The organism is Saccharothrix variisporea, assembly GCF_003634995.1.
In the GTDB taxonomy this organism is placed as follows: Bacteria; Actinomycetota; Actinomycetes; order Mycobacteriales; family Pseudonocardiaceae; genus Actinosynnema; species Actinosynnema variisporeum.
On record NZ_RBXR01000001.1, the window covers coordinates 1,749,329 to 1,770,952 of the forward strand.

Annotated in this window: 18 protein-coding genes and 1 riboswitch; of the genes, 10 read left to right on the forward strand and 8 right to left on the reverse strand. The window is 72.3% G+C overall.

What is annotated here, in order from left to right; translation table 11 throughout:
- Positions 1 to 85: 85 nt before the first annotated feature.
- From DFJ66_RS07420 to DFJ66_RS07430, 3 genes are all read left to right on the forward strand, one after another.
- Positions 86 to 691: an acyl-CoA-like ligand-binding transcription factor gene (locus DFJ66_RS07420; RefSeq protein ID WP_121219215.1), complete on the forward strand. Its 606-nt coding sequence runs from the start codon at positions 86 to 88 to the stop codon at positions 689 to 691.
- Between the two features lie 140 nt (positions 692 to 831).
- The gene (locus DFJ66_RS07425; RefSeq protein ID WP_121219217.1) at positions 832 to 2,415 is read left to right on the forward strand and encodes an FAD-dependent monooxygenase; all 1,584 of its coding nucleotides are present in this window, start codon (positions 832 to 834) and stop codon (positions 2,413 to 2,415) included.
- A gap of 114 nt (positions 2,416 to 2,529) precedes the next feature.
- Entirely contained in the window at positions 2,530 to 3,714 is a 1,185-nt protein-coding gene (locus DFJ66_RS07430) for a GNAT family N-acetyltransferase (protein WP_121219219.1), read from the forward strand.
- Between the two features lie 49 nt (positions 3,715 to 3,763).
- Here the strand turns inward: DFJ66_RS07430 and DFJ66_RS07435 are convergent, their stop codons facing one another.
- The gene (locus tag DFJ66_RS07435; RefSeq protein WP_170199185.1) at positions 3,764 to 4,372 is read right to left on the reverse strand and encodes a LysE family translocator; all 609 of its coding nucleotides are present in this window, start codon (positions 4,370 to 4,372) and stop codon (positions 3,764 to 3,766) included.
- 19 nt (positions 4,373 to 4,391) lie between these two features.
- On the opposite strand from DFJ66_RS07435, the gene DFJ66_RS07440 reads away from it, so the two are divergent.
- From DFJ66_RS07440 to DFJ66_RS07450, 3 genes are all read left to right on the forward strand, one after another.
- Positions 4,392 to 5,054 carry a (2Fe-2S)-binding protein gene (locus DFJ66_RS07440; protein WP_121219223.1) on the forward strand — a complete coding sequence of 221 codons (663 nt, stop codon included), beginning with the start codon at positions 4,392 to 4,394 and terminating at the stop codon, positions 5,052 to 5,054.
- A gap of 244 nt (positions 5,055 to 5,298) precedes the next feature.
- Positions 5,299 to 5,474: riboswitch (cobalamin riboswitch) on the forward strand.
- 31 nt (positions 5,475 to 5,505) lie between these two features.
- Positions 5,506 to 5,691: a CbtB-domain containing protein gene (locus DFJ66_RS07445; protein WP_121230816.1), complete on the forward strand. Its 186-nt coding sequence runs from the start codon at positions 5,506 to 5,508 to the stop codon at positions 5,689 to 5,691.
- A gap of 10 nt (positions 5,692 to 5,701) precedes the next feature.
- Positions 5,702 to 6,445, forward strand: coding sequence for a CbtA family protein (locus DFJ66_RS07450; protein ID WP_121219225.1), 744 nt, complete (start codon positions 5,702 to 5,704; stop codon positions 6,443 to 6,445).
- Between the two features lie 52 nt (positions 6,446 to 6,497).
- Here DFJ66_RS07450 and DFJ66_RS07455 read toward each other — a convergent pair whose 3' ends face one another.
- Both DFJ66_RS07455 and metH read right to left on the reverse strand, forming a co-directional pair.
- The gene (locus DFJ66_RS07455; RefSeq protein ID WP_121219227.1) at positions 6,498 to 7,157 is read right to left on the reverse strand and encodes an HAD family hydrolase; all 660 of its coding nucleotides are present in this window, start codon (positions 7,155 to 7,157) and stop codon (positions 6,498 to 6,500) included.
- Positions 7,158 to 7,185: 28 nt separating this feature from the next.
- Positions 7,186 to 10,725: a methionine synthase gene (gene metH / locus DFJ66_RS07460; protein WP_121219229.1), complete on the reverse strand. Its 3,540-nt coding sequence runs from the start codon at positions 10,723 to 10,725 to the stop codon at positions 7,186 to 7,188.
- Positions 10,726 to 10,774: 49 nt separating this feature from the next.
- Between metH and DFJ66_RS07465 the strand changes: the two genes are divergently transcribed.
- Positions 10,775 to 11,671 (forward strand): PAC2 family protein, encoded by an 897-nt coding sequence (locus tag DFJ66_RS07465; RefSeq protein WP_121219231.1) that lies wholly within the window; start codon positions 10,775 to 10,777, stop codon positions 11,669 to 11,671.
- A 35-nt stretch (positions 11,672 to 11,706) separates the two neighbouring features.
- The gene (locus DFJ66_RS07470; RefSeq protein ID WP_246029622.1) at positions 11,707 to 12,846 is read left to right on the forward strand and encodes an MFS transporter; all 1,140 of its coding nucleotides are present in this window, start codon (positions 11,707 to 11,709) and stop codon (positions 12,844 to 12,846) included.
- On the opposite strand, the gene DFJ66_RS07475 is transcribed toward DFJ66_RS07470, so the two are convergent.
- From DFJ66_RS07475 to DFJ66_RS07495, 5 genes are all read right to left on the reverse strand, one after another.
- On the reverse strand, positions 12,839 to 14,518 hold the full coding sequence (locus DFJ66_RS07475) for an MSCRAMM family protein (RefSeq protein WP_147459187.1): 1,680 nt from the start codon (positions 14,516 to 14,518) through the stop codon (positions 12,839 to 12,841). The two genes, DFJ66_RS07470 and DFJ66_RS07475, sit on opposite strands and share 8 nt — an antisense overlap.
- An 85-nt stretch (positions 14,519 to 14,603) precedes the next feature.
- Complete coding sequence (locus DFJ66_RS07480) at positions 14,604 to 15,839, reverse strand: MFS transporter (protein WP_121219235.1); 1,236 nt, start codon at positions 15,837 to 15,839, stop codon at positions 14,604 to 14,606.
- On the reverse strand, positions 15,836 to 16,393 hold the full coding sequence (locus DFJ66_RS07485; RefSeq protein WP_121219237.1) for an ArsR/SmtB family transcription factor: 558 nt from the start codon (positions 16,391 to 16,393) through the stop codon (positions 15,836 to 15,838). Before DFJ66_RS07485 ends, DFJ66_RS07480 begins: the two co-directional genes overlap by 4 nt.
- A 43-nt stretch (positions 16,394 to 16,436) precedes the next feature.
- On the reverse strand, positions 16,437 to 18,029 hold the full coding sequence (locus DFJ66_RS07490; protein ID WP_121219238.1) for an ABC transporter permease: 1,593 nt from the start codon (positions 18,027 to 18,029) through the stop codon (positions 16,437 to 16,439).
- The gene (locus DFJ66_RS07495; protein WP_121219239.1) at positions 18,026 to 18,925 is read right to left on the reverse strand and encodes an ABC transporter ATP-binding protein; all 900 of its coding nucleotides are present in this window, start codon (positions 18,923 to 18,925) and stop codon (positions 18,026 to 18,028) included. Before DFJ66_RS07495 ends, DFJ66_RS07490 begins: the two co-directional genes overlap by 4 nt.
- 93 nt (positions 18,926 to 19,018) lie before the next feature.
- On the opposite strand from DFJ66_RS07495, the gene DFJ66_RS07500 reads away from it, so the two are divergent.
- Together DFJ66_RS07500 and DFJ66_RS07505 are read left to right on the forward strand one after the other, a co-directional pair.
- Entirely contained in the window at positions 19,019 to 19,507 is a 489-nt protein-coding gene (locus DFJ66_RS07500; protein WP_121219241.1) for a GbsR/MarR family transcriptional regulator, read from the forward strand.
- 221 nt (positions 19,508 to 19,728) lie between these two features.
- Positions 19,729 to 21,537, forward strand: coding sequence for a S8 family peptidase (locus DFJ66_RS07505; RefSeq protein WP_121219243.1), 1,809 nt, complete (start codon positions 19,729 to 19,731; stop codon positions 21,535 to 21,537).
- Positions 21,538 to 21,624: the final 87 nt, after the last annotated feature.

The window sequence follows — 21,624 nt, forward strand, 5'->3', positions numbered from 1 at the left end:
ATCCCCCGAACGGGCGCACACAATCACCCCAAAGTTGCGTGCCCCGAAAACTTGCGGGGCCCGCAACTTCTGGTACCTTGATCACATGGACGACGGAATGGGCTTGCGTGAGCGCAAGAAGCTGGAGACCCGCCAGGCGTTGAGCTGGGCGGCGCTGCGGCTGGCGGTCGAGCGCGGCCTGGAGAACGTCCTGGTGGAGGACATCGCCGCGGCGGCGGGGGTGTCGGCCCGCACCTTCAACAACTACTTCTCCAGCAAGGCCGAGGCGATCACGTGGCGGCACGTGGACCGCGTGCGCAGGCTCACCGCCCAGGTGCGGCTGCGCCCGCGGGAGGAGCCGCTGTGGGAGGCGATCACGGAGGCCGTGCTGGCCGAGTTCGGCAGCGAGGCGGAGCCGCAACCGGAGTGGACCGCCGGCGTCCGGCTGATGGTCAGCGAGCCCGCCCTCATCGGCGAGCTGTCCCGAGCCGGCACGGAGATCGAGCGCGAGCTGGCGCGGGCCATCGCCGAACGCACGGGCACCGACGTCGAGCAGCTCTACCCCCGCCTGGTGGCGGCCTCGGTCGGCGCGGCCATCCAGGTCGCGACCGACCGCTGGGTCCACGCCGACCCCCCGGTCCCGCTCAAGCCCCTGGTCCGCGAGGCGATCACCCAGGTCGCCGCCGGCCTACCCGAACCCAACACACCCTGACCGCCGCGGCCGGCAGGCCGCCCCAGACCCCACCTCCCACACCACAGGCCCGGCGCGACCCGGGCTCTCTTCAGCGCACCCAAAAAACAAGCCCCAGCAGCGCGGGCTCGGTCAACCACACCCTGAAACGGAGCAAAGCCATGCACACCGCCACCACCGCCACCACCGCCACCGCCACCACCGCCCCCGCCCCTGTCACCGGGCCCGCCCCCGAAACCGTCACCGACGTCGTCATCGTCGGCGCCGGCCCCACCGGTCTCCTGCTCGCCGGCGAACTCGCCCGCGCCGGCGTCCGCCCCACCGTCCTGGAAGCGCTGCCGGAACGCCCCACCCTGCCCAAGGCCAACGGACTGGTCGGCCGGGTCGTGCAGGCGCTGGACTACCGGGGCATCCGGGAGCGGATCACCGGCGATCCCGCGCCGCCCCGACCCGCGCCCTTCTTCCAGTTCGGCGCACTCCCGCTCGACATGTCCACACTGGACGACAACGCCCTCTACCTCCTCCCCGTACCACAACGGCGGCTGGAGGAGGTGCTGGAAGCCCACGCCGGGGTGGAGGTCCACCGGGGCCACGAGGTCACCGACCTGGTCCAGCACGACGACCACGTGGTGCTCCACGTGTCGGGTCCGGACGGCCCGCACACCCTCGCCGCCCGGTACATGGTGGGCGCTGACGGTGGCCGCAGCGCGGTTCGCAAGCGCGCCGGCATCGACTTCCCGGGCATCACCGACCGGGGCTTCACCCACCGTTCCGGCCAGGTGGTGGTCGACGAGCCGGTCGCCGACCACGCCACCGGGCGGCTCACCGTGCCCGGCCTGGGCGTCCTGTGGCCCGGCACGTTCCACCGCACAGAGCACGGCGTGTTCGCGTTCGGCATGTTCCAGCCCGGCCTCTTCCGGATCGCGCTGATCGAGGCGGCCGAACCGGGCCTCACCGACACCGACGACATGCCCCTGGAGGAACTGCGCGCGGCGGCCAAACGCGTGCTGGGCGTCGACCTGCCGCTGTCGGCTCCCCCGGCCGGCCAACCACCGGCGCTGACCCGCCGGGCCGAGGGCATCAACTCCCGCCTGGCCGAGACCTACCGCGCACACCGCGTGCTGTTGGTCGGCGACGCCGCCCACGTCCAGTCCGGCATCGGCGGCCCCGGCCTCAACCTGGGCCTGCAGGACGCCTTGAACCTCGGTTGGAAGCTCGCCGCCGAGGTGCGCGGCTGGGCTCCGCCGGACCTGCTCGACACCTACGAGTCCGAACGCCGACCGGTCGCCCAACGCGTGATCACCCACAGCCGCGCCCAGACAGCCCTGCTGGCCGAGGGCCCGAACACCACGGCCCTGCGCGAAGTCCTGACCGAACTCCTTCAGGACCAGCAGGCCGTCCGCCGCCTGTCCCACCGGATGTCCGGCGCCGACACCGTCTACGAGATGGGCACGACCACCCACCCGCTGACCGGCCGCTGGATGCCCGACCTCCCGGTCGGCGACACCACCGTCGCCCGCCTCTCCCACCCGGCGAAGCCCCTGCTCCTTGACTTCACCGACCACCCGGACCTCCGCACGACGGCAAGCCCCTGGACCGACCGCATCACCATCCACACAGCCCCGACACCCACACCACCCGCCGCCGCGGTCCTGGTCCGCCCCGACGGTTACGTGGCCTGGGCCGGCGACAACACGGCCGACCTCAACTCCGCACTCAGGAGGTGGTTCGGCACACCGGCGTAAACCCCGCCCGACCACCCCGCCCGATCACCCGACCACTCACCGACCGCCCAGTCCACATCAGACCAGCCGGAAAACCGGTGGCAGGAAAGGAGGGTCAGCCTCGACACTGCGCCCATGACGCTGTCGGACGGGCTGGTGCTGCGCACCGCCGAGCCGCGGGACCTCGACCAGATCGGCGCGTTGCTCACCGAACGCGGCGAACCCGAGGACGCCGTCGACCACCGCCTGGTGGTCGAGGACCCGGACGCCGGGTGGGAGGCGTGCGCGGTCGTCGTGGACGGTGATCGGGTGGTCTCCACCGCCACCCTGCTGGACGAGACGCTGGTCCTCGACGGCGTCGAGATCCCGGCGGGGCAGGTGGAACTGGTCGCCACCCATCGCGACTACGAGGGTCGCGGGCTGGTCCGGGCCCTCATGGGGTGGGCGCACGAGCGGTCCGCCGCGCGCGGGCACCTCGTGCAGGTGATGGTGGGCATCCCGTACTTCTACCGGCTGTTCGGGTACACGTACGCGATCCCCATCTCACCGGTCCGGCCCGTGGTCGCCACGGGCGCGTCCCCCGACGGGTACACCGTCCGCGAGGCGACGTTCGACGACATCCCGGCGCTGCACCGCCTCCAGGAGGCCGAACAGGCGCGGGCGGACCTGTCGATGCCGCACTCCCCCGCGCTGTGGCGTTGGCTGATCGCGCGCGACGGCAGCACGCAGTGGCTGGTCGAGCGCGACGGCGTGCCGGTCGGCTCCGGTCGGTCGACGCCGCCGGACGAGGGCGTGCGCCTGGCCGAGGTCGCCGTGACGGAGGCCGGTGCGGTGGGTGCGCTGCTGGCGCACACCGGTGCGACGACGGCGAACGAGCGTCCGGGCACGCTGGCCGGCGAGGCCCTGGAACCGTTCCTGGGTCCTGCTCCGGAGGAGGCGGACTCGTACTACGTGCGCATCCCCGACCCGGTGGCGCTGCTGGACCACCTGCGCCCGGTGTTCGGCCGGCGGCTGACCGCGTCCGAGTTCGCCGACGCGGAGGGCGAGGCCGTGGTGTCGTTCTACCGCTCCCACGTGCGCCTGCCGTACAAGGCCGGCGAGGTGGGTGAGGTGGTCGCGGGCGGCACCATGCAGGCGCCGGGCGTGGTGGGCGGCTGCGGTGTGGCTCCGGACCAGTTGGCGTCCCTGCTGTTCGGGCCGCACGGCCTGCGCGGCCTGGCCGCCCGCGAGCCGGACGTCTACCCGGGCCCGAACGCGGCCCTGATGCACACCCTGTTCCCGCCGATCCGCTCCGACCTGATCACCTTCTACCTGCCCTGACCCCTGCCCGCGCCCGCCCGAGGTGCGGCGACCGGCCGCGGCCACACGCTCAGGTGCCGTAGCCGGCGAACTCGATCCCCAGCGCCACACCGGCCAACGCCAACAGCACGCCAGCGCAGGTCAGCGCGCGCCGGTAACCGGTGTCGCTGAGCCGTCGCCGTCCGCGCGCGACGAGGACGGCGACGACGACCTTGCCGCCGACGAGCGTCACGTAGAAGCCGATCAGCAGGGCCACCGCCGCCCCCGCCGACGCGCGCCACGTGGTGATCGTCAGCGGACCCAGAGCGGTGGCCCAGGCGACCCACGGGTGTGGGCTGAGGAGGTTCAGCAGGACCGCGCGGCGCAGGGCGTCGCCGCCGGCCTCGGCGGAGCCGTCGAGGGTGGCGGTCCGGGCTTCGCGCACGGTCCGCACGCCGCTCCACACGACGAACACCGCGCCGACAACACCGAGGACGCCCAGCGCCCGTCCCGGGAGCCGGTCGAGCACCACCACGGTCACGCCCACCACGACAGCGTCGGACAACAGGGGCGCGCACGCGGCCAGCGCGCCGGCACGCCAGCCCGACCGCAGTGCCGAGGTCACCACCAGCACCAACAGCGGTCCGGGGCTGATGCTCGCCGCCAAGCCGAAGGTGAGTCCCAGCCCCAGTGCGTCCACGGGCGGCAGACTAGGACACGTGTCCGACTTCGCCGCCGTGTTGTCCACCCTGCGCCAGGTGCGCGGTCTCAGCCCGTTCTTCGCGCTCGACATCGGCCGTCCCGGCGAGGAGTGGCGGTCGGGTGCCGACCTGCTCGACGGGCCGGCGCTGCCGCAGGCGCTCGACGCCATCGGGGAGCGGTACCGGACGCGGGAACGACGGGTGGCGGCATCGCTGTTCTTCCTCAGCTACACCGCGCGCCTGCTGTGCCCGACCGCCGCCGCGCACGCCGTGGACGGGACTCCGCCCGACATCCGCCCGGGGAACCTGTGGTGGCACTACGGGCCGGACGGGCTGCGCGTGCGGATCGATCAAGCCACGCCGGGTGTCGGGATCGCCGAGTCGCTGGAGCCGGTGGTCGAGGCGGTCCGGGCGGTGGTGCCGGTGGCGAGCGGACTGCTGTGGGGCAACGCCGCGTCCTCGATCGCGGGCGCGCTGAAGACGGTCGCGCGCAGTGGCATCGCTCCGGCGGAGCACTGCGTGGCGGTCGGCGAACGGTTGCTGTCCGAACCACCGCTCAAGGGCTCGGGCGACTTCATCCCGTTCCCCGGAGAGGTCGCGTTCCGGCGGCGCAGCTGCTGCCTGTACTACCGCCTGGACGGCGGCGGCACCTGCGGCGACTGCCCCCTCCCTCCGAGGTGACCCACCCGGCCGCACTGGTCCGCCGGCCGCCACCAGCCGCCGCCCCACCGCGGGAACCACCACCCGGCCACTCCGCCACCCGCCGCCCCGCCGCGGGAACCGCCACCCGCCACCGGAATCCGCCGCCCCACCACCGCCGACTGCGCGCTTCCACCTGCCCCGCACTGCTCCATTCGTCGGTGTCGACCGAGCGTGAGGTGGATGACAACTCGTCTGGTCGGTTGTGCCGGGGCGTTGTGGACCTTTACGGTTCCACCGCCGCAGTGGACGGGAAGCCGGTGGGAATCCGGCGCGGTCCTCGCCACTGTGACCGGGGAGCCAACCCGCCGAGAACGTCACTGGTCGCACGGTGCGGCTGGGAAGACGCGGGGACGGTGTCGATCCGGGAGTCAGGAGACCGGCTGCGGCGCGAGTTGTTGTTGACCTTCCACGAGGTATGGAGGAGGCCGTCATGACGAGCCCCGCGCACCACCTTTCCCTTCCCATCCCCCGGTGGGCCTATGCCGTCGCGCTGTTGGCGCTGATGGTGACCTGGCTCGTCCTGCAGGAGAACGGCATCGCCCTCGGTCACGCGGCCGAGTCGCTGCACGAGTTCTTCCACGACGGGCGCCACGCGCTCGGCGTCCCGTGCCACTAGGCATCCGACCATGACCACGTACACGGGCGTGCTGCTGCGCGGAGTCGGCGCGGGCGGCATCGCCGGATTGTTGGCGGGCCTGTTCGGGCTCGTCGTCGTGGAGGTGCCCATCCGGGCGGCGTTGGCCGTCGAGGAGGCACGTCCCGCGGTGGAGTCGGGCGGGCACGACCACGGTGAGATGTTCGGCCGGGGCACCCAGATGGTCGGCGGCGTGCTGGGCGCGGTGATCGTCGGCCTGGCGATCGGCGCGCTGTTCGCCACCGCCCTCGCCGGCAGCCGCCGCTGGTTCGTCGGCCGCCCGCCGTTCACCCGCAGCGTGACCCTGGGTGCGGCGGTCTTCGGCGCGGCGGCTCTGCTGCCCGCGGTGAAGTACCCGGCCAACCCGCCCGCGGTGGGCAACCAGGACACGGTGGACTACCGGACGATGCTCTACCTGGGCGTCATCGCGGCGGGCCTGGTGGTGGTCTACGGGTCCAGCTACCTGGCCTCCCGCCTGACCCACCTGGCCGGGCCGGTCCGCTCGACGGTGGTCGCGCTGGCCGCGATCGCCGGCGTGGCGGTGATCCTGCTGGCCTTCCCGGCCTCGCCGGACCCGATCCCGGCGGACATGCCCAGCGAGGTCCTGTGGCAGTTCCGCCTGGCGTCACTGGGCGAAACCGCCATCCTGTGGCTGGGCTTGGGCGTGGTCTTCGGCCTGCTCACCGATCCCTCGGTGCGCCAGTCGACGGCTCGCGCGCAAGCCCTCGCGGCCTGACCGGTCGGGTTCCGGGCGGCATCTCCGCGCCCGGAACCCGATCCAGGCGGCGTCAGGCGGGCAGCGAGGCCAGTACGTCGAGGTCCACACCGACCAGGGACTCGCGGAAGATCCGCCGCTCCCCCGCGGGCACGGGCACGTCGCACGGCACGACCAGCACGGTGCAGCCCGCCGCGACCGCCGAAGCGGCGCCGGTGGGCGAGTCCTCGATGGCGACGCAGCGGGACGCGTCCACGCCGAGCAGTCGGGCCGCCTTCAAGTACGGGTCCGGCAACGGCTTGTTGCGGCCCTCGACCTCGTCGCCGCACACGGTCGCGTCGAACAGCTCGCGGCCGATGGTGTCCAAAGCGACCTCCGTCAGCCCGCGCTCGGTCGACGTCACCAGCGCCATCGGGACGCCGGACGCCCGCACCGCCCGCAGGGCCTCCTGAGCGCCCGGCCGCCACGGCAGGCCCGCCCGGAACAGCTCCTCGGTGCGCCGCAGGATCCAGGCCGCGCCGTCCGCGGTCTCCTCCGGCGTCGGCACGACCCCGACCTCGGCGAACAGCAGGGCCATGGTCGTCGGCACGTTCGAGCCCACCATCGCCTGGCGGGTCTCCAGCGACAACGTGCCGCCCAGCTTCTCGGCGAACTCGTAGAGCGGGACGTCCCACAGCTTCTCCGAGTCCAGCAGGGTGCCGTCCATGTCCCACAGCACGGCCTCGACGGTCATGCCGCCCCTCTCCACCTGAACGCCCCCATCAGGCGTTGAAGTACTTGGCCTCGGGGTGGTGCGCCACGAACGCGTCCGTCGACTGCTCCGGGTGCAGCTGCAACCCCTCCGACAGCTCGACCCCGATCCGGCCCGGTTCCAGCAGGTCCACGACCTTGACCCGGTCCTCCATGTTCGGGCACGCCCCGTAACCCAGCGAGTAGCGGGCCCCGCGGTAGCCGAGCTTGAAGAACTCCTCGACGTCCGCCGGGTCCTCCGCCGCGACCGACCCGCCGTCCGGCCAGCGCAGCTCCTCGCGGATGCGCCGGTGCCAGTACTCGGCCAGCGCCTCGGTGAGCTGGACGCCCAGGCCGTGGACCTCCAGGTACTCGCGGTAGGCGTCCTTGGCGAACAGCTCGTTGGCGTAGTCCGCGATCGGCTGACCCATGGTGACCAGGTGGAACGCGATCACGTCCACCTCGCCGGCCGACCGGGGCCGCCAGAAGTCCGCCAGGCACAGCCGCCGGTCCCGCTTCTGGCGGGGGAAGGTGAACCGGGTGCGTTCGGGGGCGTCGATCGACGGTTCCGACAGGATCACCAGCGTGTCGTCCTCGGACACGCACGGGAAGTAGCCGTAGACGACGGCCGCGTGCGCCAGCACGCCCTCGGTGGCCAGCCGGTCCAGCCAGTAGCGCAGGCGCGGCCGGCCCTCGGTCTCCACCAACTCCTCGTAGGTGGGGCCGTCGCCGCGTGAGCCGCGCAGCCCCCACTGGCCCATGAAGGTGGCCCGCTCGTCCAGCATCGCCGAGTACTCCGCGACCGGCACGCCCTTGACCACCCGCGTGCCCCAGAACGGCGGCGTCGGGATGGGCACGTCCACCGCCACGTCCGACCGGCCGGTCGGCAGGGGTTCCTCGACCTGAGCTGCCTTGCGGGCAGCCGCGATGCGCAGCGACCGCTCGCGGCGGGCCTTGCGCTCGGCGGCCTTCCGCTCGGCCTCGGGGTCCACCAGCGGCGTCTCGCCGCGCTTGGCGGCCATGATCGCGTCCATCAGCCGCAGGCCCTCGAACGCGTCCCGCGCGTAGCGGACCTCCCCCAGGTACGTCTCGGTCAGGTCGTTCTCGACATAAGCCCTGGTCAGGGCGGCGCCACCCAAGAGGACCGGCCACCGCGCGGCGACACCGCGCGAGTTCATCTCCTCCAGGTTCTCCTTCATGACCACCGTGGACTTGACCAGCAGCCCGGACATGCCGATGGCGTCGGCGCGGTGCTCCTCGGCGGCCTCCAGGATGGCGTTGATCGGCTGCTTGATGCCGATGTTCACGACCTCGTAGCCGTTGTTGGACAGGATGATGTCCACCAGGTTCTTGCCGATGTCGTGCACGTCCCCCTTGACCGTGGCCAGCACGATCCGGCCCTTGCCGCCGTCCTCCGAGCGCTCCATGTGGGGCTCCAGGTGGGCCACGGCCGACTTCATGACCTCGGCGGACTGGAGCACGAACGGGAGCTGCATCTGGCCGGACCCGAACAGCTCACCGACGGTCTTCATGCCCGACAGCAGGGTGTCGTTGATGATCTGCAACGCCGGGCGCTCGCGCAGCGCCGCGTCCAGGTCGGCTTCCAGGCCGTTGCGCTCGCCGTCCACGATCCGCCGTTCCAGCCGTTCGAACAGCGGCAACGCGGCCAGCTCCGCGGCTCGGGAAGCCTTGTTCGAAGACGTGCTGACGCCCTCGAACAGCTCCATCAGCCGCTGCAACGGGTCGTAGCCCTCGCGGCGGCGGTCGTAGACCAGGTCCAGTGCGACGGCCCGCTGCTCGGCGGGGATGCGCGCCATCGGGACGATCTTGGACGCGTGCACGATCGCGGTGTCCAGCCCGGCCTGCACGCACTCGTGCAGGAACACCGAGTTGAGCACCTGCCGCGCGGCCGGGTTGAGGCCGAAGGACACGTTCGAGATGCCCAGCGTCGTCTGCACCTCGGGGTAGCGGCGCTTGAGCTCGCGGATGGCGTCGATGGTCTCCACGCCGTCGCGCCGGACCTCCTCCTGGCCGGTGGAGATGGGGAAGGTCAGGCAGTCGATGATGATGTCGCTGGTCCGCACGCCCCAGTTGCGCGTCAGGTCCTCGATCAGCCGGACCGCCACGCGCACCTTCCACTCGGCGGTGCGGGCCTGGCCCTCCTCGTCGATGCACAGGCCGACCACCGCCGCGCCGTGCTCGGACACCAGCCGCATGGTGCGCTGGAAGCGGGAGTCGGGGCCGTCGCCGTCCTCGTAGTTGACCGAGTTGACCGCGCACCGGCCGCCCAGGCACTCCAGGCCGGCCTGGAGCACTTCCGGCTCGGTCGAGTCCAGCATGATCGGCAACGTGGACGCGGTGGCCAGGCGGGACGCCAGCGCGCGCATGTCCGCCGCGCCGTCGCGGCCCACGTAGTCGACGTTGAGGTCGAGCAGGTGGGCGCCGTCGCGGGTCTGGTCGCGGGCGATCTCGACGCAGTCCTCGAACCGGTCGGCCAGCATGGCCTCGCGGAACGCCTTGGACCCGTTGGCGTTGGTGCGCTCGCCGATCATCAGCACGGAGGCGTCCTGGCGGAACGGCACCGCCTGGTACAGCGACGACACGCCCGGCTCCGGGCGCGGCCGGCGCGGGGCCGGTGCGAGGTCGCGGACCGCGTCGACGACCTGCCGGACGTGCTCGGTGGTGGTGCCGCAGCAGCCGCCGACCAGCCGCACTCCGAACTCGGTCACGAACCCGGACAGGGCGGCGGCCAGCTCGTCGGGGGTCAACGGGTACACCGCGCCGCGCGGCCCCAGCTCGGGCAGCCCGGCGTTGGGCATCACCGACAGCGGGATGCGGGCGTGCTTGGACAACTGCCGCAGGTGCTCGCTCATCTCGGCGGGGCCGGTGGCGCAGTTCAGGCCGATCAGGTCGACGCCCAGCGGTTCCAGGGCGGTGAGGGCCGCGCCGATCTCGGAACCGAGCAGCATCGTGCCGGTGGTCTCCACCGTGACCTGCGCGATGATCGGGACGGTGACGCCCTCGGCGGCCATCGCCCGCTTCGCCCCGATGACGGCGGCCTTGGTCTGGAGCAGGTCCTGGGACGTCTCGACGATCACCACGTCCGCGCCGCCGACCAGCAGCCCGCGCACCTGGTCGACGTAGGCGTCGCGCAGCGTGGCGAAGGGGGCGTGCCCGAGGGTGGGCAGCTTGGTGCCGGGGCCGACCGAGCCCAGGACGAAGCGCGGGCGGTTCGGCTCGGCGAACTCGTCGGCGACCTCGCGGGCCAGCGCGGCGCCCGCGCGGGACAGCTCGAAGATCCTCTCCTCGATGCCGTATTCGGCCAGGTTCGCGAGGTTCGCCCCGAAGGTGTTGGTCTCGACGGCGTCCGCGCCGGCCTCCAGGTAACCCCGGTGGACCTGCCGCACCACGTCCGGCCGGGTCACGTTCAAGATCTCGTTGCAACCCTCGTGACCTGCGAAGTCGTCCAGCGTCAGGTCCACGGCCTGGAGCATGGTGCCCATCGCGCCGTCCGCCACGACCACGCGCTGCGCCAGGGCGTCCAGGAAAGGCGACGAGACACGACCGGGCATGGGCCAAGCCTACGGCGTGGGTGCGCGCCGGTGGTCGTAGGCTGACCCGGTGACCGATCCGGACCAGGCCGCCAAGACCCCCTTCGACCCCACGAAACCGCTCACCAACCCGATCATGGTGGCGGCGTTCGAGGGGTGGAACGACGCTGGAGACGCTGCCAGCACGGCGATCGAGCACCTCCAACTGACCTGGGACGCGCAACCGCTCGCAGAGATCGACCCGGACGACTACTACGACTTCCAGGTGACGCGCCCCACCGTCCGCATGGTGGACGGCGTCACCCGAAGGGTGGAATTCCCGACCACTCGGCTCACGGTGTGCCGCCCGCCGGGGTCCTCCACCGACGTGGTGCTCGTGCACGGCATCGAACCGAACATGCGGTGGCGGAAGTTCGCGGGCGAACTCCTGGGCCACATCGAGACCCTGGGCATCACCACCGTGGTGACCCTCGGCGCGCTGCTCATGGACACCCCGCACACCCGTCCCGTGCCCGTGACGGGCACCGCCTACGACGCGGCGGCGGCGGCGAAGTTCGGGTTGGAACGTTCGAGGTACGAGGGCCCGACCGGCATCGTCGGCGTCTTCCAGGACCTGTGCGTGCAGGCCGGCGTGCCGGCGATCTCGTTCTGGGCGGCCGTGCCGCACTACGTGTCCCAGCCCCCGTCGCCGAAGGCCACCCTGGCGCTGCTGCACCGGGTGGAGGAGGTGCTGGACGTCGAGGTGCCGCTGGGCGCGCTGCCCGAGCAGGCCGAGGAGTGGGAGCGCACGGTCAGCGAGATGGCCGACGAGGACGAGGACGTGCGCAACTACGTCCGGGCGCTGGAGGAACGCGGCGACGCGGAGATCCAGATCACCGAGGCCAGCGGCGACGCGATCGCGGCGGAGTTCGAGCGCTACCTGCGGCGGCGCGGTCGGGGTCCGGGGCGCGGCCCGACGGGCATCTGACGACTGGTCGGCGCGGTTCGGGGTATCCCCGGCAGGTGATCGCGGGGGGTGTGGTGGACCGGCGGCGGCTGGCGGTGGGCGGGCTGTACGCCGGTGGGTTCCTGGGGCCGTTCGGCGGGGCGATGACCTCGTCCGTCCTGCCCGAGATCGGGGCCGACTTCGGCGTGTCCGCCGGGTCGGCCGCCGCCACCCTCACCGGGTACCTGCTGCCGTTCGCCGCGTTCATGCTGGTGTCCGGCACGCTCGGCGAGCGCTGGGGCGCGCGCCGCACGGTCCGCGCCGCCTACGTCGTCTACACCGCCGCCTCCGCGCTGTGTGCCGTCTCGTGGACGTTCCCGCTGCTCCTGGGGGCGCGGGCGTTGCAGGGGGCGGCCAACGCGTTCACCACCCCGCTGCTGCTGGCGGCGATCGCGGCGATCACGCCGAAGCACCGGCTGGGTCGCGCGCTGGGCGTGTTCGCGTCGATGCAGGCGGCCGGTCAGACCTCCGCGCCGCTGGTCGGCGGGCTGGCGGCCGAGGCGTCGTGGCGGTGGGCGTTCGTCGGGGCGGCCGTGGTGGCGGCGGCGTTGGCGGCGGCGGGGTTGCCGGCCGACCCGCCCAGGTCGGCCAAGCCCCGGCTGAGCAGCGCGTGGACGCCGGCGGTGGTCCGGCTCGCGGTGGTCGGGTTCGTCGGGTGGGGGTGCCTGGGCGGCTTGAGCTTCCTGGTCGCGTTGCGGCTCGGGGACGCGTTCGGGCTCGGGTCGGGGCAGCGCGGGTTGGTGTTGACGGGGTTCGGGGTGGTCTCGATCCTGACCGCGCGGCTCACCGGGTGGCTGATCGACCACGTCGGTGCCCGACGCAGCGTGCTGCTGGGCGCGCTGGTCGGCGCGGGACTGCTGGCGCTGGTGGGTGTCCTGCCCAGCCTGGTCGCGGTGGGGGTGTTGTGGGCGTTGGCGGGCGGGTTCAGCCAGCAGGTGATCGTCGGGCTCAACGCCCTGGTGCTCCGCGGCGACAACCGGGGCGGCGCGGTGTCGGTGCTCCAGTCGTTCCGGTTCCTGGGCGGCGCGGCGGCGCCGGTGGCGTTCGTGCCGCTCTACCACCTGGACCCGACCACGGCCTTCCTCGTGCCGGCCGCCCTGGTCGCGGCGGTCGCCCCGCCGCTGGTGGTGGCGGGGCGACCGGGGGCGACTAGCTGATGCCGATCGGGTTGGCGTTGTGGTTGCCGGTGGTCAGGCCACCGCGCTGACCGGTGCCGATGCCGCACAGGGCGGCCTCGGACAGCCCGGCCGCCGACGCCTGGCCACCGGACAGGGTGCTCCCCGCGGCCTGGCCGTCGATCGTGACCGGGCTCGGGTACAGGGTGCCGTCGCTCTCGCGGCACACCAGGACGATCACCTTGAACGTGCGGACGTTGGTGTAGGACAGGTTCTTCGTCTCACCACGGGTGATGGTGAAGATCTCCGGGAGGTCGGCGTCCTTCACGTAGCCGGTCGGGGTGGTCGTCTCGTCGATCGTGTACGTGCCCGGGGCCAGTCCGGTGAACGGAGGCTGGCAGACGCCGTTCGCGTCCGTGGTGCAGGTGCCGACCTGGTTACCGCCCGAGTACAGGGTGAACACCGCGCCCGGCACGGCCGCTCCGGCGTCGTTGGTCTTGGTGACGTTCACTGTGGCGGGGCGGGCGACGTCCACGAAGGGCAGCGACTTGTTCTCACCGGCGGACACGCTGAACGTGTAGGGCAGTGTCGGGTCCTTGTCGTACCCGGCGGGGACGGTGGTCTCGTCGACGGTGTACGTGCCCACGGGCAGGTCGACGAAGGTCGGCGAGCAGGTGCCGTTGGCCTGGACGGTGCAGGTGCCCAGGACCGTCCCGCTGGTGTTCGCGCCGGCGTACAGCGTGAACACCGCGCCGGCCTGGCTGCCGCCGTCTGTGCCGGTCTTGGTGACCGCGGCCGAGCCGCAGTTGCGGATGTTGACGTTGCCCGGACCCACGAGGTCCTTCATCTGCGCGGTGGAGGAGTTGCCGGACGAGCGGCTCACCGCGTAGGCCTTGCCGAAGCCCTCGCACACGCCGGCCGTGAACACGCCGGCGGCGGTCAGGTTGATGCCCGCCTCGCCGAACTCGTTGAGCCCCAGGGTCTCGTCGGTGGGCGCGATGGCGTCCAGCGCGGAGGCGCCGGTGTTGACCTTCGCCTCGGCGACACCGTCCGCCAGCGCCACGGCCGGTCCCCAGCACGGGGCGGAGTTGCTGCCGACCTCGCAGGCCCCGGAGGTCACCCAGCGGGACAGGCGCAGGGTCGGGTCGTCGGCGCTGCCGCCCTCGAAGTCGTAGACGATCAGCATGTCACCGGCGGTGCGCCGGACCAGCGCGCCGGACGAGCCGCCGCACGCGGTCGTGCCCTTGTTGAACTCGAACGCCACGTGCGCGGACGGCGAGGTCGTGTTCTGCGGGATGCGGACCCACGCCAGCGTCAGGTAGACGTTGCTGTCGACGGTCTTGCTCGCCACGTACACGCGCTTGAGGTCGTCCTTGTTGGCCGCTTTCTGGCCGATCACCGAGGGACAGATCGAGTCCTGCTTGGTGCCGCCGGCGAACCCGGTGTCGGTCCCGGTCGCCTGCGCGTCCTCCAGGCCGGTGAACGCCCAGCCCGCGGCCACCTTGGTGGACGTGCGGTTCGGCGCGGTGCCGGTCCACGTCGTCGGGTCGAAGCCGTTCCAGTCGAAGGTGGACTGCACGGCGAGGTCGCCGTCGTCGTCCTCGAACCCCGCGGCGTTGCCGACCGATCCGGCGACGGCGGGGCCGGCCGGTCCGAGCACACCGAGGAACAGGGCGGCTACCGCAGCAGCGGCAACCGCGACACGTCTGCGCATGGTCGTCTCCACATCCGCTAGTCACTGGGAGTGAACGGCCGGCGGGAGAGTCGTTGGCAGGGGCGGCGGTCCGGGTCAGCCGAACTCACGGATCGTAAACACGATTTTCACGAATAGCTGAGATCCTGTTTCCATCAAGGCCGTTCGACCCTGCAAGGCCCACCCTGAGTAGCACGAGCAGGCCCGCGGCCAGGTAGAGGGCCGCTTGCGTGTTCAGCAGGACGGTGAGCCCCAGCGGGGTGGCGAGGAGCCCGGCCAGCACCATGCCGAGTGCTTGGAAGCCGTCGTAGAGGCTGAGGAACGTGGCCAGCACCCGACCACGCACCGTGTCCGAGGTGTGCAGTTGGAGCACCGACATCATGCCCGCGCCGGCCACCACGCCCGGCGCGCCGCACACCACGAACACCGCCAGGTAGAACCCGAACGCCGTGGTCACGTGCACGCCGTTCCACCCGGTGGCGGCGACACCCGCGAACGCCACCAGCGACCACCCCAGCAGCGACCACGCCGAGAACCGCCGCGCCAGCCACCCGACCGCCGCGCCGCCCGCCAGCCCGCCCATCGCCTGGACCCCGCGCAACAAGCCCACCTCGGCCTCGCCGCCGCCCAGGCGTTCGGTCACGAACACCACGAACAGCACCACGAACATGCCCTGGCCGGCCGCCATCAGCCCCACCACGGCGACCATCCCGCGCAACGGCCCCCGGATCGCGCGCAGCCCGTCCAGCCACGCCCGCCACGGGTGCCCACCCGCCGACGGGACGGACTCGACCGGGAACCGCCGCACCAACAACGCCGCCGCCAGCACGAACGAGACCACGTCCACCCACAGCACGGCCGGCAGCCCGCCCCACGCGAGCACCAGGCCGCCCAGCGAAGCGCCGATCAGCCGCGCGAGGTTGGCGTCGAGGCCCACGAGCCCGTTCGCGGCGGCCACGTGCTCGCGCCCGACGACCTCGGGCACCAGGGCGCTGCGGGCGGGTTCGAACAACGCGGCCAGCGCCGCCTGCACCGCCACCACCACGTCGACCAGCACCAGGTCACCGGTCAGCAGCGGCAGCAGCGCCACCGCCTGGGCCAGGGTCACCCCCAGCATGAGCCGCCGCCGGTCCCACCGGTCCGCCAGCACGCCCGCCACCGGGGACAGCGCCAGGCTCGGCAGCAACGCCACCACGAACGTCGTCGCCGTCGACCCGACCGAACCGGTGCGCTGGTAGACGTACACGGGCAGGGCGACCAGCAGCACCCAGTCCCCCACCTCCGACACGAACGCCGCGACCAGCAGCCGGCGGAACGCGGGCACCCCCAGTGGCCCGGTCACCGCGGGAACGCCCGCAGTCCGATGTGGGCCGGCCGCGCGCCCTCGGGCACGTCGGCGCGCAGCGGCGTGAGGTAGGGGCGGAGGATGTCGTCGATCATGCCCAGCAGGCCGGTCAGCTCCTCGGCGGTCACGTTGACCGAGTAGCCGTGCATGGCGGCGGCCTGCCGCCACTCCTCGGGCAGCTCGTGCTGCCGGTCCAGGAACCGCTGCGCGAGCCGGTTGTCCTCGTTGAGCTGCAACGCGACGAGTGCGTCCTGCTGGGTCCGCACGGCCGGGTCGTCGTCGAACGCGCCGACGTCCAGGCCGACGTCGGTGGCCCGCCAGGGCCGCTCCCGCCCGCCGGTCGCCTCGGCTCGCTCGACGAAGCCGTACTTCGCCAGCTGCCGCAGGTGCCAGCTGCAGTTCGAGGCGGTCGAGCCGACCTCGGCGGCGCACTCGCTGGCCGTGCGCGGCCCGACCGCCAGCAGGTGCTGCACCAGCGACACCCGCAGCGGGTGGGCCAGCGCTTTCAGCGCGTCGACATCGGTGACCCGTCGGGGCTGGGGAAGGTCCACGCCCCGACGGTATACCTGAAAGGGTTCTTTCGAAAGAGTTCTTTCAGCCGATGTCCCGTCGCCGGAACCCGCCGATCCCGACAGCCACGAAAGCCAGCGCCACGACCGTCAGCCACACCAGCGGCGTCGCCGTGAGGTCCGCGCCGGGCACCTTCGGGACATGCGTGAACGGCGAGAGGTCCAACGCCCACTGGTCCAGCTCCAGCAGCGGCCCGAGCTGGCCGAGCACGAGGAACACCACCAGGAACGCCCAGCTCATCGACGTGAGCTTGGGGAACAGCCCGAACAGCACGAGCGCGATGCCCGCGACCACCCACACCGCCGGGACGTGCGCCAACGCCGACCCGACCAGCCGCGCGACCTGTCCGCCGACGTCACCGACCCGCGCGCCGTGCACGAGCCCCGCGCCCAGACCGGCGGCGGCCAGCACGACGGCCACGCCCAGCGTCGCGAACACGACGTGACCGGCCACCCAGGACACCCGCCGCACCGACGTCGCCAGCACGGGCTCGGCGCGGAAGTCCGCCTCCTCGGCACGCAGCCGCAAGACCGCCTGCACCACGTAGATCGCGCTGAACAACCCGATGATGCCCAGGATCGAGGCGAGGTAGACGTCGACGATCCCGCCCGTCCCGCCCAGCTGGGACATCACCTTCTCCAGCGCCGGGTTGGCCTTGAGCATGTCCTCGACCGCCCGCGCGACCGCCCCGTAGACCCCGCCCAGCACGAACAGGCTCAGCGTCCAGCCCAGCAGCATCCCCCGCTGCAACCGCCACGCCAGCCCGAACGCGCTGCTCAGCGACGCCGGCGCGCGGGCCGGTCCCAGGCGGGTGGGCAGCAGGCCCGCGGTCAGGTCGCGCCGCGCCACGAGCACCGCCGCCGCGCCCACCAGCACCACCGCGAGCAGGACCGACAGCCCCAGCACCCACCACCGGTCGCCCGCGAACGCCTTCACCAGCTCGACCCAGCCCAGCGGCGACAGCCAGGTCAGCCACTGCGGACCGGAGTCGCCGGCCGCGTCGCCCACCGCGCGCAGCAGGTAGGCCACGCCCAGCACGCCACCCGCGATGGCGTTGCCGGTGCGGGCGCTCTCGGTGAGCTGCGCGGCGACCGCGCCGACCCCGGTGAACACCCACCCGGCGCCGGTGAACCCCAGGCCGAGGGCGAACGAGCCCGCAGCGCCCTCACCGAGCCCGATCAGGCCCAGCGCGACCAGCACGCCGATGAGCAGGCTCGCCAACGCCGACAGCAGCACGGCGGCGGCCAGCGGCGCGTGCCGCCCGGTGACCGTGGACCCGATCAGCTCCAGCCGACCGGTCTCCTCCTCGGCGCGGGTGTGCCGGGTGACCAGGAACATCGCCATCAGCGCGATGAGCAGCGCGCCGAACACGCCCCACCGCCAGGCCAGGATGCCGCCGATGGTGGTGTAGTCGTAGATCGGGCCGAGCATGGCCAGGAACGCCGGGTTCGAGCCGGCCGTCACGCCGATCTGCTGCCGCAGCGCCTGCGTGCCGTACAGCTCGGACATGGCGGAGGCGGTGGACAGCGTGATGCCGACCAGGCCGATCACCCAGACCGGCAGCAGCAGCCGGTCGCGCCGCAGCGCCAGCCGGAGCAGGGCGAGCGTGCCGGTCATGACGACACCTTCGGCAGTTCGTCCTCGTAGTGGCGCAGGAACAGCTCCTCCAGCGTCGGCGGCTGGCTGGTCAGGGTCCGCACGCCCGAGGACACCAGGGCCTTCAACGCCCCGTCGAGGTTGTCGGTGTCCACTTCGAACCGGACGCGCTGCCCGTCGACCTTGAGGTCGTGCACCCCGGGCAGGGACGCCAGGCCGTTCGGCGGGCCGGCCAGTTCGGCGGACACGCTGGTGCGGGTGAGGTGCCGCAGCTCGGCCAGCGTGCCGGACTCGACCGTGCGGCCGTTGCGGATGATGCTGACCCGGTCGCACAGCGCCTCGACCTCGGCCAGGATGTGGCTGGACAGCAGCACGGTCCGTCGGCCGCGCTCCTCCTCCACCGCCTCCTGGAAGACCGCCTCCACCAGCGGGTCCAGGCCCGAGGTCGGCTCGTCGAGGATGAGCAGTTCGACGTCCGAGGCCAGCGCCGCGACCAGCGCCACTTTCTGCCGGTTGCCCTTGGAGTAGGTGCGGCCCTTCTTGCGCGGGTCCAGCTCGAACCGGTCGAGCAGGACCTTACGGCGCTTCTCGTTGAGGCCTCCGCGCAGCCGGCCCAGCAGGTCGATGACCTCGCCGCCGGTCAGGTTCGGCCACAGGCTGACGTCGCCGGGCACGTAGGCCAGGCGGCGGTGCAGGGCCGCCGCGTCCCGCCACGGGTCGCCGCCCAGCAGGGTGGCGGTGCCGGCGTCGGCGCGCAGCAGTCCCAACAGGACCCGGATGGTGGTCGACTTGCCCGCCCCGTTGGGGCCGAGGAAGCCGTGCACCTCCCCCTCGCGGACGGTCAGGTCCAACCCGTCCAGTGCACGTGTCGGGCCGAAGGTCTTGACCAGGCCCGACACGGATATCGCAGCTGTCATGGGCGGTAAGTTACAGTCATTTCACAAACTCGTGAAGTTAAGGAAGCGTATAAACTGCCACCCGTTCGTGGCGGCGGAAGGCAGGATGCGGCGGTGACCCAGGTGAGTGAGCGGGACGAACAGGCGGTGCTGCGCTTCATCGAACGCTTCGCGGCGGCCTTCGCCGAGTCGGGCATGCCGAGGATGCCCGCGCGCGTGTTCGTCGCCCTGCTCGCCTCCGACGAGGGCACGTGCACGGCCGCCGAGCTGGCCGACCTGCTGCGCGTCTCCCCCGCCGCGATCTCCGGCGCCGTGCGCTACCTGACCCAGGTCGGCCTGGTCAGCCGCGAGCGCGAGACCGGCACCCGCCGGGACGTCTACCGGGTCTACGACGACGTCTGGTACGAGGCGATCTTCCGCCGCGACCAGCAGCTGGCCCGCTGGGAGGGACCGCTCAAGGAGGGCGTCGAGGTGCTCGGCGGCGACACGGCGGCCGGTCGGCGCATCGAGGAGACGCTCGCGTTCTTCCAGTTCTTCCACCGCGAGCTGCCCGGGATGCTCGAACGGTGGCGCGCCTACCGCGACGAGCGCTTTAACTCCTGACGGTCAACCTGTGTACCTGCGGTTTTACTCGATCGAGTAGCTGCGGCGGCACTTGATTAGGCCGTGCGGTGCTGTTCGCCGCCGGGTTTCGCCCCGACCATGCATGTGACCAGGTCGGCTCCACCCCGTTCGCGCGAACGTCCCCAACCCTGCACCGCTGGCACCGTCCGGCTCACCCGCCGGCACGGGCGAGCGACCCTGCCCTTAGGGAGAACCCTGCCATGGGAGACGCCCGCACCACCAGAAGGACGGCCATACTCGGCCTGGCCGGCATATCGGCCGTGACCTTGGCGTTCAGCACCGCCGGCGTGGCCTCGGCCGAAGCCGACGTGCTGGCCGCCGACCGCGCGGACGCCGTCGCCGGCTCGTACGTCGTGGTCCTGCGCGACAGCGCCTCGCCCCGCGCCGCCTCGGCGGACACCGCGAGCGCCCTGGTCGGCAAGTACGGCGGCAAGGTCCAGGTCGCCTGGCGGCACGCCCTCAACGGCTTCCACGCCACGGACCTGTCGGCCGGCCAAGCGCGCCGGCTCGCGGCCGACCCGCGCGTGCAGTACGTGCAGGCGGACCTGCCCGTCCACGTCACCGGCACGCAGACCAACCCGCCGTCGTGGGGCCTGGACCGCATCGACCAGCAGAACCTGCCGCTGGACAGCAGCTACACCTACCCCAACACGGCGAGCAACGTCCGGGCCTACATCATCGACACCGGCATCCGGACCACCCACCAGGACTTCGGCGGTCGCGCCACCTGGGGCACCAACACCGTCGACAGCAACAACACCGACTGCCACGGCCACGGCACCCACGTGGCGGGCACGGTCGGCGGCACCGCGCACGGCGTGGCCAAGGAGGTCAAGCTCATCGCGGTGAAGGTGCTCAACTGCCAGGGCTCCGGCACCACCGCGGGCGTCGTCAACGGCGTCGACTGGGTGACCCAGAACGCGGTCAAGCCGGCCGTGGCCAACATGTCCCTGGGCGGCGGCGCCGACACCGCGCTGGACAACGCCGTGCGCAACTCGATCTCCTCGGGCGTCACCTACGCGGTCGCGTCGGGCAACGACAACGCCAACGCCTGCAACTACTCGCCGGCGCGCGTGGCCGAGGCGATCAGCACCAACGCCTCCACCAACACCGACGCGCGGGCGTCGTTCTCCAACTACGGCACCTGCACGGACATCTTCGCGCCGGGCCAGAACATCACGTCGACCTGGAACACCAGCGACTCGGCGACCAACACCATCTCCGGCACCTCGATGGCGTCGCCGCACGTGGCGGGTGCGGCGGCGCTGTACCTGTCGAGCAACCCGACGGCGACCCCGTCTGCGGTGCAGACGGCGCTGGTGAACGCGGCCACCTCGGGCAAGATCACCAACCCGGGTACCGGTTCGGCGAACAAGCTGCTGTACGTCGGCGGCACCACCCCCAGCGGCCCCTCGGTGAACAACCCGGGCAACCAGACCGGCACCGTGGGCACCGCGGTCAACCTGACCGTCACGGCCACCGGCGGCACCCCGCCGTACACGTTCTCCTTCACCGGCCTGCCCCCGGGCCTGACCGGCGGCTCGAACGGCACGGTCACCGGCACCCCGACCACCTCGGGTACCTACAACGTGACCGTGACGGTGACGGACTCGGCGTCGCGCACGGGTAGCGCCACGTTCACGTGGACCATCCGCGAGCCCGGCACGGGCTGCGACCCGGTCACCAACGACACCGACGTGGCGATCGGCGACTTCTCCGACGTCAACAGCCCGATCACGCTGAACTGCACCGGCACCGCCTCGGCGACCACGCAGGTGACGGTCAACATCGTGCACACCTACATCGGCGACCTGATCGTCGACCTGGTGGCGCCGGACGGCACCGTCTACAACCTGCACAACCGCTCGGGCGGCAGCGCGGACAACATCAACCGCACCTACACGGTGAACGCCTCCTCGGAGACGGCCGCCGGCACCTGGAAGCTGCGCGTCCGCGACCAGGCCGCCATCGACACGGGCCGCATCGACAGCTGGACCCTCGACGTGTGACCCCGGCTTGACCGGAAGGGCCGTCCGCTCCTCGTGCGGGCGGCCTTTCCGCTGGGCGAGGTGCCAGGGCCGCCGACCCGCCACCGC